This is a genomic window from Thiomicrospira sp. ALE5 (assembly GCF_900112445.1).
Taxonomy (GTDB): domain Bacteria; phylum Pseudomonadota; class Gammaproteobacteria; order Thiomicrospirales; family Thiomicrospiraceae; genus Thiomicrospira.
Genome location: NZ_FOYY01000006.1, coordinates 76079 through 90452, shown reverse-complemented (window position 1 = coordinate 90452; position 14374 = coordinate 76079). Strand labels below are relative to the sequence as shown.

Genomic DNA, 14374 nt, shown 5'->3' with positions numbered 1-14374 from the left:
GATACTCCTTTTTTAGTTTAAAAAATAGTTGTTATGGAACCTTAACAATTTCCATGCGGTTGGTACCGCCCATTTCCCCTTGGCGCTGACCACGGGTTACCACGACTAGATCACCGGCATTCACGCGACCGAATTGTTTTAGCTGACTCAGGATAGATTCGGTCACTTCATCGTCGGTAAAATCTTTAAAATCAACAATCGAAGGATACACCCCTCGATACATACATACCTTACGACGTGTTGCTTGATGCGGCGTTAAAGCAAAAATCGGCATGCCTGAGCTAATACGCGACATTAACAAGGGCGTATTGCCTGATTCGGTTAAAGCTGCAATACATTTTACATTGAAATGATTGGCCGCATACATGGTGGCCATTGCAATCGTTTCGTCCACTGCTTGAAAGGTTTCTTCAATGCGGTGGGTAGAATGACGCGTTGAGCGCGATTTTTCCGCTTCATGACAAATTTTTGCCATGGTGGCGACCACTTGATGTGGCGATCGACCGGTGGCGGTTTCACCCGATAGCATCACCGCATCGGTGCCGTCCATCACGGCGTTAGCTACATCAAATACTTCGGCACGGGTTGGAATCGCGTTGTCAATCATGGTTTCCATCATCTGCGTTGCGGTGATGGTCACGCGATTCAACTGGCGCGCACGTTTAATAATTTTCTTTTGCAACGCGGGTAATTGCGTATCGCCGACCTCGACACCCAAATCACCACGCGCAATCATTACCACATCCGATGCGAGGATGATGCCATCTAGGGTTTCATCGTCTGCAACCGCTTCTGCACGCTCAATTTTAGACACAATACCGCATTTCAAACCAGCTTGTTCCGCCAAACTACGGCAATAATCCACATCTTCCGCTGAGCGTGGGAAGGATAAGGCTAGATAATCTGCATTGATCTTGGCTGCGGTTAGGATGTCTTGTTTATCTTTTTCAGTCAAGGCACTGGCCGATAAGCCGCCGCCTAGTAGGTTAATCCCCTTGTTATTAGACAGGGTGCCACCAACGGTTACAGTACATTCAACACGCTCGCCGACGACCTGATCAACCTTCATTACAATGCGGCCATCGTCTAATAGCAATAGATCATCGGTTTTAACATCGTAGGGCAGGTTTTTATAGGTTAAGCCTACTTCTTGCTGATTTCCGGCTTCGTTTGCAACATGATTATCAAGGGCAAATTGATCGCCTTCTTTCAGCTCGATCGGACCATTTTGGAACTTAGCTATGCGGATTTTGGGGCCTTGTAAATCAACCAAAATGGCGACTTCACGGTTAACCTGTGCCGCTGTTTGGCGAATATTTTCAGCGCGTGTTAAATGGTCTTCTGGGTTACCGTGTGACATGTTAATGCGAACCACATCGACACCGGCTTTGATAATGCGTTCAAGTTCACCGGGGCGGTCGGTAGCCGGCCCCAGCGTTGCGACAATTTTAGTTCTGCGTAATGTTTCAGCCATCTTGGCAAGATTCCTTTCGGTTATCACACTGCGTCTTACATTCACCGCGGCAAGATGTCTCGTAAAATAAACTGCTTCCCCGTGCTGGGGAAAGACCACTCGGCCTTGGTTCAATTCACTTCTCGAGTCATCCTTGTACTGGGCTGCAATTAAGATGACAGTTGTAGGTTAATTGTTAAGATTAATAAAATCAGGCCTGCTCGTTAGCAGGCCTGGTAAGCATGCACCTATTTAGCGCGTTGCTCTAGCATATCTACTGCAGGTAGTTTTTTGCCTTCCAAGAATTCAAGGAATGCACCACCACCGGTTGAGATATAGGACACTTGATCAGCGATACCGTATTTATCAATCGCCGCCAAGGTGTCGCCACCGCCAGCAATTGAGAAAGCGCTTGATTCCGCAATAGCGTTAGAGATGGTTTTCGTCCCTTCGCCAAACTGATCAAATTCAAATACGCCAACCGGGCCGTTCCAAACAACGGTACCGGCATTTTTGATAATGTCAGCTAATTCGGCTGCAGACTTAGGCCCGATATCAAAAATCATATCATCATCGGCTACCGCAGCAACATCTTTAGTTTCAGCCGCAGCGGTTTCAGAGAATTCTTTACCGGTTACTACGTCTTGCGCTAACGGAATGGACGCACCGCGACCATTCATGATGTCATTCAATTTGTTCGCAGTAGGAACGAGGTCGTCTTCACACAAAGATTTGCCAACATTGTGACCTGCCGCTTTGATGAAGGTATTGGCGATACCGCCACCGACAACCAACTGATCCACGACCGTTGACAAAGATTCAAGCACGGTTAGCTTTGTTGATACCTTAGAACCACCAACAATCGCCACTAAAGGACGTGCTGGCTCTTTTAAAGCCTTCGTTAAAGCTTCTAGCTCTTCAGTTAATAGCAGGCCTGCACAAGCTACGGAGGCATAAACACCAGCACCATGGGTTGAACCCTGGGCGCGGTGAGCGGTACCAAATGCATCCATCACATACACATCGCAAAGTGCAGCGTATTTTTGTGACAGCTCTTCGGTGTTTTTCTTTTCGCCGACGTTAAAACGGACGTTTTCAAGCAATACTAGCTCACCGTCCGCAACCTCAAAGCCACCATCTAGGTAGTCTTTGATTAAACGAACGTCTTTGCCTAGTTTAGCTGACAAATCAGCTGCAACTGGTGCTAATGAGTTTTCTTCAGAGAATACACCCTCTTCTGGACGGCCCAAGTGAGACATCACCATCACTTTTGCACCGGCATTCATCGCCGCTTCAAAGGTTTTCATCGACGCACGAATACGCGCATCTGATGTGACCTTTCCATTTTTAACTGGAACATTCAGGTCAGCACGAATTAAGACGCGCTTACCTTTAAGATCCAAATCTGCCATACGAATAAAAGACATACTTGGCTCCTTGATTATTTGCCAACGTGTTCAACAACACGCATCATGTTACAGGTATAGCCGTATTCGTTGTCATACCAAGCAACCACCTTAACAAAGGTGCCGTCTAGCGCAATACCTGCACCGGCATCAAAGATAGATGGGTGTGAGTTACCACGAAAATCAGTTGATACAACCGATTCTTCGGTGTAACCCAATACGCCTTTCATTTCGCCTTCAGATGCTTGCTTCATTGCCGTACAAATTTGCTCGTAAGTAGCATCTTTGTTTAGTTCAACCGTTAGGTCTACAACAGAGACGTCTGAGGTTGGTACGCGGAAGGCCATGCCAGTAAGCTTACCGTTAAGCGCGGGTAATACTTTACCTACCGCTTTAGCGGCACCGGTTGATGATGGGATAATGTTTTCTAGGATACCACGACCACCGCGCCAATCTTTTTGTGATGGGCCATCAACGGTTTTTTGCGTTGCAGTTGCTGCGTGAACTGTAGTCATTAGACCACGTTTAATACCGAAGTTGTCGTTTAATACTTTTGCAACAGGGGCTAGACCGTTAGTGGTACAAGAAGCGGCTGAAACAATCGCTTGACCAGCATATTCATTGTGGTTTACGCCATAAACGAACATTGGGGTATGGTCTTTTGACGGTGCAGACTGAACCACTTTTTTCGCGCCTGCTTGGATGTGTGCTTGACAAGATTCTTCAGTCAAGAAGAAACCAGTACATTCAATAACTAAATCAACACCTGCTTCGTCCCACTTTAAGTTTGCTGGGTCACGCTCAGCCGTTAAACGGATTTTTTTACCATTCACAACCATGCTGTTACCTTCAACTGCAACGTCACCCTGGAAGTTGCCGTGAACCGAATCATACTTCAACATATAGGCTAGGTATTCTGGATCTAACAAGTCGTTAATTGCAACGACTTCAATACCTGGAAAATCTTTAGCCGCTGCACGAAACGCCATACGACCGATACGGCCAAAACCGTTAATGCCTACTTTAATTGTCATACTTTTCTCCTATTGAGGAAAACCGGCATTGCTGCCGTGCTTTCAATAGGGCCGAAGCCCTGTTTAGTTAACAAACAAAAATTTAATCAATTACTGCTAATTACTTGGCGATCAAGGCTTGCGCTTTTGCCACAACATTTTCAACCGTGAAACCAAACTCTTTAAATAGCTCGCCTGCTGGCGCTGATTCGCCGAAGGTATCGATACCCACAACATCACCCTCTAAACCAACCCACTTATACCAGTAGGCAGTAACCCCTGCTTCAACGGCCAAACGTTTCACACCAGGAATCAATACTGAATCTTGATAAGCTTGATCTTGCGCTGCAAACATTTCTGGACACGGCATAGACACAACACGTACTTTAGAACCTGCTGCGTTAAGCTGATCCGCTGCTTTAACCGCTAGATCGACTTCAGAACCGGTGGCGATAATAATCAAGTCTGCTTGACACGCGCCTTCACAGTTGCAATCTTTTAGGACATAACCGCCCTTCTCGATATTGCTTACTTGCTCAGCGGTACGCGGTTGCGGGGTTAGGTTTTGACGCGAGAAGACCAACGCAGTCGGTGCTTCGTTACGCATCACTGCGACTTTCCATGACACGGCTGATTCAACCGCATCACACGCACGCCAGGTTTGGAAACGCGGAATCATACGCATCGTCGCAATCTGCTCTACCGGCTGATGCGTTGGGCCATCTTCACCCAAACCAATTGAGTCGTGAGTGTAAACATAGATGGTGCCGATTTTCATCAAGGCTGACATACGTAATGCGTTACGCATGAATTCCATAAACATTAGGAAGGTTGCACCGTAAACTTTAAAGCCACCGTGTAACACCATCCCGTTCATCATGTGCGCCATGCCGAACTCGCGTACACCCCAAGAGATGTAGTTACCGTTTGCATTTTGCTTATTGACTTTAACCGTACCTGACCAGTTGGTTAGGTTTGAACCGGTTAGGTCAGCTGAACCGCCAAATAGCTCTGGTAACAAAGGACCCATCGCTTCAATCGCATTTTGTGATGCTTTACGTGAGGCAATGTTTGGCATATCTTGTTGCGTTTTAGCAATAAACTTGTCCATTTCCACTGCAAAGTTAGCCGGTAATTCACCGGACATACGACGCTTAAATTCAGATGCGAGCTCTGGATACTCTTTTTCGTAGGCCGCAAACATTTCGTTCCAAGCCGCTTCTTCTTCAGCACCTTTAGCCGTGTGATCCCAGCCATCATAGATGTCTTGCGGAATAACGAAAGGTTCGTGCTCCCAGCCAAGGTTTTCACGAGTTAGGGCAATTTCTTGATCACCCAATGGCGCGCCGTGACAGTCGTGAGTGCCACAAAGGTTAGGTGAACCGAAGCCGATCGTGGTTTTAGTACAAATTAAGGTCGGCTTGTCTTGAATTGACTTAGCTTCTTGAATCGCGGTATTCACTGCGTCAGCATTATGACCATCGACACCACGAATAACGTGCCAACCATAAGATTCGAAACGGCCTGGCACATCTTCTTCCATCCACTCGTCAATGTGACCATCGATAGAAATATTGTTGTCATCCCAGAAGGCAACTAGTTTACCTAAACCTAACGCACCGGCCATCGCACAAGATTCATGTGATAAACCTTCCATTAAACAACCATCGCCCATAAATACATAGGTGTGGTGGTTAACAACTGGGAAGTTAGGGCGGTTAAACTGGGCACCTAAAGTGCGCTCCGCGATCGCCATACCGACTGCGTTGGTGATACCTTGACCCAATGGCCCGGTAGTGGTTTCAATACCATCGGCATAACCATACTCTGGGTGCCCCGCTGTTTTAGAATGTAACTGACGGAACTGCTTGATATCTTCGATGCCTAGATCAAAGCCTGTTAGATGCAGTAACGAGTAGATCAACATCGAGCCATGGCCGTTTGACAGTACAAAACGGTCACGGTCTGCCCAGTTTGAATTCTTTGGGTTGTACTTCATGTGGCTATTCCACAGTACTTCGGCTATATCAGCCATACCCATTGGGGCACCAGGATGACCTGACTTGGCTTTTTGTACCGCATCCATGCTAAGTGCACGGATGGCGTTAGCGAGTTCTCTACGAGTTGGCATATCAACGTCCTCAATCATTAAAAAAATTCGGGGTTTTTAAAACCGGTAAAGCAGGCCTGTGCCTTGCTTCAAAAAACAAATGGTCGCTTATTTTCGCTTAATTTGCTAAATTCTTCAAGTGGGCGAAGCATTTAGCTTGACATTTCAGGCGCCTTAGGACGGCCAATCCAGCCGGAAACACGGCGGACACCGCCCTCATAAAGAGACAATAATGCAGGAATAACTAACAAAATAAGCACCATCGCAAAGGCTAAACCAAACGCTATCGACACGGCCATCGGAATTAAGAACTGCGCTTGCAACGAGGTTTCAAATAATAACGGCGTTAAGCCTGCGATAGTGGTTAAGCTGGTAACTAATACTGCCCTAAAACGCTGCACCGACGCTTCTTCTAAGGCCTCATTAACACTTAACCCCTCGGCCAACAAACGCTGGTAAAAGCTCACTAAAATAATGGCATTGTTTACCACGATGCCCGCTAAACCAAATAAGCCAAACAGGGACAAAATCGTCAGTCCAATACCCATCACATAATGACCGAGTATCGCGCCAATAAGGCCTAATGGAATGGCCAGCATCACCACCAGCGGCCAACCGTAGGATTGAAACACCCAGGCAAGGACAATATAAATCAGAATTAAGCCAAGCATCAGCCCAATCAGCATATCACCAAAGGTGTTACTTTGATTTTTTGCGGTGCCTTCAAAACTGTAGTTTACGCCATAGCGTTGCTGAATATCTGGCAAGGCCGTTTCAGCAAGGTTAGCTAGGATTTGATTGGCATTATTTTGACTCCGGTCTACATCGCCAAGCACCGTTACCGCAAGCTGACCATTAAAATGGCGCAGCACATCAAACCCTTGCTGGGTTCGCCATTCTACCAACTGCGCTAGATTGACAAACTCACCGTTGGGCGCGACCAGTTGCAACTGGTTAAGTAGCGCTAATTGCGCCTGTTCTTCCCGCGGCAACATAACCCGCACTTCGATTTCGTCTTCACCTAGGGTAAAAATTTGCGCCAACTGCCCCGAAAGCACACTGCTTAACTGTGTGCCTATTGAGCGGGTGGTAAAGCCTAACGCATGTGCGTAAGGGGTCAATTGATAGACCATTTGCTGACGCCCATAAGGCAGATCGTCTGACACGCCACTAACACCCGGCAGATCTTCTATGACCGCTTGCAGCGCTTCTGAGGCTAACTTTAATCTGTCTGCATCAGCACCGGTAAATTGAATTTGAATATCACGCCCTGGCGGCCCACCGCTTTGGGCCGCAATGTTAAAGTTTTCTAACCCCGGTGCTGCCGGTACTTTATCACGCCATAACTGCATCAGCTCGCCGTTGCGTGTTTGACGCCGATCCGATGGTATGAGTTCGACTTGCATCGCGCCATACACGCCACTGCTGGCACTCGAACCTTGATTGTACGCCAACACAGCAGTGCTCACGATGCCAGGCTCTAGGGCGTTTTCGGCATCACGCAGCGCTTGATATACCTGCTGCATAAAGTCTGCTGTGACCTGTTCTGGCGTGCCCGATACAAATTGTACCGAGGCATTGATCCGATTCGATTCAGGTGAAGGAAAAAAGGTAAAGCTCAGCCGCCCACCGGCAATTAGACCAATAATCAACAAAATCAAACTAAAGGTCATCGCTACCATGCTGACCCGATTATTAAGCACCCAGCGAATCACTGCACGAAAGTACACTTGCCTAAAACGCCCAAACGCCGCATCCCATCGCTTACGCCAGCGCGGCTCTGCGCCTTGAAATAAGCCTAATCCAAAACGGAGGTGACCGGGTAAAACTAAAAAGCATTGCACCAACGACACCAAAATGACCGCAATAATCACCATCGGTATCGCCACTAGAATACCGCCGATTTCACCGCCAATGATCATCAGTGGTAAAAAGGCGGCAATGGTGGTTAAGGATGAGGCCATAACCGGCGTAAACATGCGTTTTGCACCGCCGGCAGCGGCCTCTCCGGGGGACTCCCCTTGCTCATAGTGGGTGAGCGCATCCTCACCCACCACAATGGCATCATCGACAATAATCCCCAATGCCATAATCAACGCAAACAAGCTGATCATGTTAATGCTGCCGCCCGCTAAATACAGCACCATTAAGGTCGCCAAAAAGGACACAGGAATGCCCACAGCCACCCAAAAAGCCACGCGGCCATTTAAAAAGATATATAAAATTGCCAATACCAGCAGCAAACCACCTAGGCCGTTTTTGACCAGCAACATAATTCGCTCTTTAACCAGTGACCAGGTTTCGTCATAAACGACTAAATCAACGCCAGGCGGCAAATGCGGTAAAGTATCCGCTAACCAGTCCTGCATTATGCGTGATGACGCTAGGGTGTCACCTGTTTCAGACCGTTGTAAATAGAGTTCTATGGCAGGACGATCGTCCACTTTCAGATAAGTCGATTCGCGCACTGGACGCAGAGTCACCTGTGCAACATCACCCAGACGCAGTTGCTCGGTATCACTGACCTGCAAAGGCAAGTCTGCAAACTGATTTACCTCGCGCCGCTGTTCAAGCGCGCGGACATCACGCGCCGCATCATCAAAACCGACTTGACCGGCTGGCACATCGCGGCTGACACCGCTTACTTGTTCGGCAACTTGCGCAATACTCAGTTGATAAGCCTGCTGAACGGCTAGCGGTAATTCAATGGCTAATTCTTCTGTCGCGCGCCCTCTAAAGGTCACCTGATCCACACCACGTTCTAACAGCTCGCGCTCAAATTGTCGCGCCATATCACGCAAGCCATCAGCATCACCGGGCTGTCCTAGCAATAATATTTTGGCGATGGGCTCATAACGCAGGATACGCTCAATGGTCGGCGTTTGAATATCTTGCGGTAGATTACGCAGCTCGGTCACCCGTTGGCGCACCTGATCGACGGCTTCGATCATATTGGTGCCTTCTTTAAATTTGAGTGTCACCACAGATGAACCCAACGCGGAAGTTGACGTCATTTCATCGAGGTTTTCAACGGTCCGTAGTACTCGCTCAATGGGATTGGTGACGCTTTGCTCAACGTCTTGGGCGTTCGCACCAGGCCAGATCACCCGAACCTGCGCGTAGTCCAAATCAAAATTGGGAAAAAATTGTACGTTTAACCGCATCAATGCCAGCACACCCGCCAGCATCATTAGTAACATTAACAAGTTGGCTGCAACCTTGTGGTAGGTAAACAAGCCAATGAGACCTCGACGACTGCGCTTACTCATGGCCTAGCCTCATTTGCCACATTGAGCGCATGCACGCGCAAGCCGCCTACAGCGTTAGGCAACTGGGTGATTAATAGCTGCTCGCCCTTGGCCAATTCTCCACGAACCAGCGCCCAACGCTGCGAGCCCTGCATCCAATCACCCACGCGCTGCACATCACGCGCTTCTAAGCGCTCACCATCGATAACATAGACACGATTTTGACCATAAAGCGCACTGTAGGGTACAGCAAAAGCCGGTTGCGCCAAGGGCACTGACAGCAGCAACTCACGCATTTCACCGGGCCTGCTTTGTGTTGGCTGCTTAAAGGCTAACCACGCATCCAAGCCACGCACCGTGGCACTGGCATCGAAACGCGAAAATTGCAATGCCTCATCGTTTGGCAGGGCGCGCCCAGTAATGTCATGATTTTGAGCCAGCGCATCTCGCACAGCAGTCACTTGGTTTTCGGACAGGGTCACACGCAACTCTAGACTATCCAGGCTATAAAAATCCAATACGGGATTATTTTGCGAAAGCGGCTCACCTTCGGCAGCATGGCGTGCCATGACTCGACCGGCCATGGGCGCGACATAACGCGCCTGCTTGGCTTGACGTTGCACGGTATCTAGCTGCACACGCGCACGATCTAAACGCGCTTGGGCTTGAGCAAATCGACTGGCCTGCTGATCAACCTGTAACTGGGCATTGAGCCAGGTTAAAGCCTGACGATTGAGCGCCTCTTTTGCTTGATCGAGTTGTTGCTCAGAAGCCAGTTCGCGGGTAACCAGCTGTTGATTTCGCTCTACATCGGTTTCCCGCAAGGCTAGCATGGCCGCTTCGCGCTCCAGTTGTTGTTGCTCGCTGGCATGACGAGCTCGCTCAGCATCCAGCAAAGCCTTCGCTTCGCTTAAATCAGCTTGTGCGGATTGCACTTGCCAAGCTACCTGCTGCTCATCAAACGCCATTAATTCGGTGCCGGCTGTAAATGCGTCACCAACCTGTAATGGCAGCGCAATTAAATCGGCACTAAGGGGCGCATGCAAGCGGATACGTTGCTGGGTTTCTACCCGTCCAACAAGCGCTAATTGCGATTCTGTTTGTGGCTGGGTTAATAACAGTGTTTCAACTGGCCAGGCACGCTCATCAATTTCAACCGGTTCGGCAATAGGTTTGCTGTTTTTAAGGTAGCTAAATACCCCAAAGCCCAGTAATAAAATGAGCAGGGGCAAGAGAACTGTTTTGGCTAACCATCTAACACGTGAAATGGCCTTCATGGCATCCCTTTAAGATCGAATTTTAAATGCGCTAAGTCTGCTAAACTGCGACGGGGTTATGATGAATACTTTATGAATCTTGCTCGTCTAGCCAGCGGGTACAAAAATTATCTAAGCAGGCTAAACGTAATTGCTCGATCGCCTGCGCCATCGCTTCACCTTGCAGGCCTGCGGATACCAAACTCCGTGCGTCCACCCCTTGCACGGCTAATAACGCCCCACGCCAATAGGCTTTTTGACTGTAGTCGGTGTCTTCAAAGCCTTGTCGGCCACGACTATCTGCTTCACAGACTGTTAAAATCGCATCAAATTCGTCAGGCTGACGGAAAGCATCACAGCCTTTAAGCACCGCCAGCTGATCAGCTAACGGCATAGTGGGGCCGCCGGCATGAATCTGGCCGTGCCATTCGGTGACTCGTACGGCTAGGCGCTGAATTGTTTTTGGCACGCGATAACGCTGGCAAACGGCGTTGACCAAAGGCACACCGGCTATTTCATGCTGAGGATGGGACGGCCAGTAATCCTCCGGTGTCAGCCCTTTACCCAGATCATGCACCAAAGCGGCAAAGCGAATCGCTAAATCATCACGCAAATAGGCGGCGGCATCGAGCACCATTAAACTATGAGTGCCGGCATCGCCTTCTGGATGATGTTGCGGTGACTGAGGTACGTTAAAGAGCACATCTAACTCTGGCAGCAAAACGGCCAGAGCGCCGACTTCGTGCAGCGTTTTGAAAAACAAACTGGGTTTGGGTGTCATCAAGGCTTTACTGATTTCTTGCCAAACACGCTCAGGCACGAGAGCATGAAGCTCGCCACTTTGAGCCATCTGTTGCATCAGCGCTTGTGTGTCAGGGGCAATGGTAAAGTCTTGGTCGGCAAGTTGTGCGCGAAATCGTGCTACTCGCAAAACACGTAACGGATCTTCTTTAAACGCTGGCGAGACATGGCGAAGAATGCGCGCATCTAGGTCACGTTTACCGCCATAAGGGTCGATAAGGTCGCCGTTTTCAGCCACTGCCATGGCATTGATGGTGAGATCACGGCGCAATAAATCCTCTTCAAGGGTCACAGTGGCATCCGCCGTCACCTCAAAGCCGTGATAACCGCTACCCTGTTTGCGCTCGGTACGTGCTAGCGCATATTCCTCACGGCTAACCGGGTGGAGAAATACCGGAAAATCTTTACCCACTTGTTGGCAACCTAGGTCGAGCATTTGCTGGACACTGCCACCGACGACCACCCAGTCACGGTCAGATACAGGGATACTTAATAATGCATCCCTAACCGCGCCACCCACTAGGTAGACGTCCACCTTTAAGCACTCGTCGTGGTTTTGCGTCCCGCATTACGGCGCAAAAAATCGTAACGCTGGCGCGTTTTCATTTGACTGATATAGTCACTGAGTACCGCTTCAATTTGACGCGGTTTAAAGCCGGTTAAATCTGCAAAAGCTTGATCGGTGATTTGGTCATTGGCCATGCGCTTGTTCTGGTAAGCCGTGGTCACTCTAAAAGGCGCCAGCGGACCGAGTAGCGCCATAAACTTGGCATTCATTTGACACATAGGTAGCAAGGTTGGATTTTGCACACCTTGGAACTGCGCCACCCAGCTGGCTAAATCCTGTAGGCTCATGTCCTCATCACCTGCCAACTCCCAGATCTTGCCATAACTTGCGGGCTGCTTAATAGCGCCGGCCAGGGCGCGCGCAAAATCACGCACCCATAGCGGCTGTACTTGGCGTTCTGCGTTGGGCATCAGCATCAATTTTGATCTTTGTAGCTGCGCCTGATAAAGCGTTGTCGTGTCGTCGCCTTGACCGATAAGCAGGCCAGCTCGCAAAATAGTGACCAGCATTGAGCGTGAGGCAATCACCATCTCATCGAGCAAGCCACATAATTGTGCCCAGGGTGAATCGGCTTGCGTACCTGCGCCTAAGTGCGATAGTTGAATCCAACGTGCAATAGCTTGCTCTTCTGCAACTAATACCAGGCCTGCTTGTAATTCGCGCAATGCCTCATCGTGACAGGCTTCATGACTGACAGATTGATCCGTTAATAGGTTAATGACAATTTCTTGACCCGCTAAATAGCCCTGCACTTTTTCGAGCGACCAGTCTTGTACCTCTCGAACCTTAACCTGTGGAAACAGGGCAAGGTCACGATTACGTGATGCACGTTTTACCACGGCTGTGACCTGGTATTTTTGCTCACTTAAACGTGCAATGACTTCACGACCCATCCAACCACCGGCGCCCAGCACCACGACTTTATTACCAAATTTCATCATCTGTTATGCAACCCTATCTAAGTGAATTCGCTGTGATAGCATGTTTTAAAGATTGTGCAGCATATTAAGTAAAAGGCTGAGCTCGGTCAAGCCAGAAAACAACGCTACTAATCGGTTACAATAGCGCGTAATGATTTATTTATCTAGTCAAATTCGGAGATACTATGGCGTCAGTGCAATCCAGCCTTGCGGTTTCAGCTTACAAAAGCAGCAAAAAAGACGAGCTTTATATTATGGTTCCACAAACAACGCAACTGAGTGATTTACCCCAAGAGTTGCTGGTCATGTTTGGTGAAGCGAAACATGTGCTGGATTTTGAAATGACACCCACTCGCAAAATGGGGCGTGAGGATCCTACGAAAGTCTGGGACGCTTTGCAAACGAAAGGCTATTTCATTCAATTGCCACCGCAAGAAGTTGAAAAGATAGGTGATATGGCACCGCCACCTGAGCGCTTAGATAATATTTTTTAATACCCTAGTAAAATACTAGGGCTTTCACCTTGTCGCATTTGCATATAGAATATTGTTTGTTACAGTTTTAAAACATTCACAATCTTAATCAAAGGAACAGACTATGAGCTTCACTTTGCCTGATTTAGCTTATGACTATAACGCGTTAGAATTTGCTATTGATGCCCAAACTATGGAAATCCACCATTCTAAGCACCATAATACTTATATCACCAACCTAAATAATGCCTTAGCTGGCAGCGAGCATGACGGAAAAGACCTGGAAGACTTGGTTCGTAATGCGGGTGCGATATCACCCGCAGTGCGGAACAATGGTGGTGGTCACTGGAACCATAGTTTTTTTTGGAGCCTGATGACACCCGACAGCATGGGTACTCCAACAGGTGGACTGGCTGATGATATTAAAGCCACTTTTGGTGATTTTGATAGTTTTAAAACCCAATTTACCCAAGCCGGCCTCACCCGGTTTGGTTCTGGCTGGGCTTGGTTAATCGTCAACGGCGAAGGCAAGTTACAAATTACCTCAACCCCTAACCAAGACAATCCATTAATGGATATTGCCGAGGTTAAAGGCACGCCTATCTTAGGTTTAGATGTTTGGGAGCACGCTTATTACCTACGCTACCAAAACCGTCGTCCTGACTATATCAATGCTTGGTGGGACGTGGTCAACTGGAACAAAGTTGATGAGCTATATCAAGTAAACAAATAACCAAGACATTAGCAGGCCTGCTTTTGCAGGCCTAGTTGCAACTAACAACTTCTTCTAAAGCACGCCGCGCTTTTTAGCCAAAAAGCCTATCAAATAGAACAAGCCTAATACCGCCAAGCCCAGCCATAGGTCGTCTAACTCAGCCAAAAGTGAAATCAACCAAGGTGTGAATAGACTGGTTAACAGGCCAAAGCCCACCGCGCAAAAAACAATAAACAGGGTTAATTTAAGTACAAAATTTAATGCGCCAATTTGTTGTTTAAGTAAGTTCATAATGTCATTACCATAAACAACGAGCAGGGATGCCATCATGGCTAGCCCCAACTCACTCAAATAGGGACGAATTAAACCAGAAAAACCGGTTAATACCCCACTGACCAGCTCATTAATCAT

The 14374-nt window shown here is 48.3% G+C and carries 11 protein-coding genes; 2 read left to right on the top strand and 9 right to left on the bottom strand.

Annotated elements, in window-relative coordinates; translation table 11 throughout:
- Positions 1-31: 31 nt before the first annotated feature.
- The 8 genes from pyk to BM293_RS09900 form a co-directional block, all read right to left on the bottom strand.
- Positions 32-1474: a pyruvate kinase gene (gene pyk / locus BM293_RS09935; protein ID WP_093449123.1), complete on the bottom strand. Its 1443-nt coding sequence runs from the start codon at positions 1472-1474 to the stop codon at positions 32-34.
- Between the two features lie 227 nt (positions 1475-1701).
- A complete protein-coding gene (locus BM293_RS09930) occupies positions 1702-2880 on the bottom strand; it encodes a phosphoglycerate kinase (protein WP_093449120.1) in 1179 nt (392 codons plus the stop codon).
- Positions 2881-2894: 14 nt separating this feature from the next.
- The gene (gene gap, locus BM293_RS09925; protein WP_093449118.1) at positions 2895-3893 is read right to left on the bottom strand and encodes a type I glyceraldehyde-3-phosphate dehydrogenase; all 999 of its coding nucleotides are present in this window, start codon (positions 3891-3893) and stop codon (positions 2895-2897) included.
- Positions 3894-3993: 100 nt separating this feature from the next.
- Positions 3994-6003 (bottom strand): transketolase, encoded by a 2010-nt coding sequence (gene tkt / locus BM293_RS09920; RefSeq protein ID WP_093449115.1) that lies wholly within the window; start codon positions 6001-6003, stop codon positions 3994-3996.
- A gap of 131 nt (positions 6004-6134) precedes the next feature.
- Positions 6135-9251 (bottom strand): efflux RND transporter permease subunit, encoded by a 3117-nt coding sequence (locus BM293_RS09915; protein ID WP_093449112.1) that lies wholly within the window; start codon positions 9249-9251, stop codon positions 6135-6137.
- The gene (locus tag BM293_RS09910) at positions 9248-10507 is read right to left on the bottom strand and encodes an efflux RND transporter periplasmic adaptor subunit (protein ID WP_093449110.1); all 1260 of its coding nucleotides are present in this window, start codon (positions 10505-10507) and stop codon (positions 9248-9250) included. The genes BM293_RS09915 and BM293_RS09910 overlap by 4 nt, the downstream gene beginning before the upstream one ends.
- Before the next feature lie 70 nt (positions 10508-10577).
- A complete protein-coding gene (locus BM293_RS09905; protein ID WP_093449107.1) occupies positions 10578-11822 on the bottom strand; it encodes a multifunctional CCA addition/repair protein in 1245 nt (414 codons plus the stop codon).
- 2 nt (positions 11823-11824) lie between these two features.
- Positions 11825-12796, bottom strand: a complete 972-nt coding sequence (locus BM293_RS09900; protein ID WP_093449105.1) for an NAD(P)H-binding protein — start codon at positions 12794-12796, stop codon at positions 11825-11827.
- Between the two features lie 164 nt (positions 12797-12960).
- Here BM293_RS09900 and BM293_RS09895 point away from each other — a divergent pair, with 164 nt between their 5' ends.
- Positions 12961-13269 carry a YcgL domain-containing protein gene (locus tag BM293_RS09895; protein ID WP_093449102.1) on the top strand — a complete coding sequence of 103 codons (309 nt, stop codon included), beginning with the start codon at positions 12961-12963 and terminating at the stop codon, positions 13267-13269.
- 103 nt (positions 13270-13372) lie between these two features.
- Complete coding sequence (locus tag BM293_RS09890; RefSeq protein ID WP_093449100.1) at positions 13373-13981, top strand: superoxide dismutase; 609 nt, start codon at positions 13373-13375, stop codon at positions 13979-13981.
- Between the two features lie 54 nt (positions 13982-14035).
- Here the strand turns inward: BM293_RS09890 and BM293_RS09885 are convergent, their stop codons facing one another.
- A complete protein-coding gene (locus BM293_RS09885; protein ID WP_093449097.1) occupies positions 14036-14374 on the bottom strand; it encodes a DUF3392 domain-containing protein in 339 nt (112 codons plus the stop codon).

What these genes read in the sequence shown, in the direction of transcription:
- pyk (WP_093449123.1), bottom strand. Translation starts at nt 1,474, where the DNA reads ATGGCTGAAACATTACGCAGAACTAAAATTGTCGCAACGCTGGGGCCG.
- BM293_RS09930 (WP_093449120.1), bottom strand. Translation starts at nt 2,880, where the DNA reads ATGTCTTTTATTCGTATGGCAGATTTGGATCTTAAAGGTAAGCGCGTC.
- gap (WP_093449118.1), bottom strand. Translation starts at nt 3,893, where the DNA reads ATGACAATTAAAGTAGGCATTAACGGTTTTGGCCGTATCGGTCGTATG.
- tkt (WP_093449115.1), bottom strand. Translation starts at nt 6,003, where the DNA reads ATGCCAACTCGTAGAGAACTCGCTAACGCCATCCGTGCACTTAGCATG.
- BM293_RS09915 (WP_093449112.1), bottom strand. Translation starts at nt 9,251, where the DNA reads ATGAGTAAGCGCAGTCGTCGAGGTCTCATTGGCTTGTTTACCTACCAC.
- BM293_RS09910 (WP_093449110.1), bottom strand. Translation starts at nt 10,507, where the DNA reads ATGAAGGCCATTTCACGTGTTAGATGGTTAGCCAAAACAGTTCTCTTG.
- BM293_RS09900 (WP_093449105.1), bottom strand. Translation starts at nt 12,796, where the DNA reads ATGATGAAATTTGGTAATAAAGTCGTGGTGCTGGGCGCCGGTGGTTGG.
- BM293_RS09895 (WP_093449102.1), top strand. Translation starts at nt 12,961, where the DNA reads ATGGCGTCAGTGCAATCCAGCCTTGCGGTTTCAGCTTACAAAAGCAGC.
- BM293_RS09890 (WP_093449100.1), top strand. Translation starts at nt 13,373, where the DNA reads ATGAGCTTCACTTTGCCTGATTTAGCTTATGACTATAACGCGTTAGAA.
- BM293_RS09885 (WP_093449097.1), bottom strand. Translation starts at nt 14,374, where the DNA reads ATGATTAATGAGCTGGTCAGTGGGGTATTAACCGGTTTTTCTGGTTTA.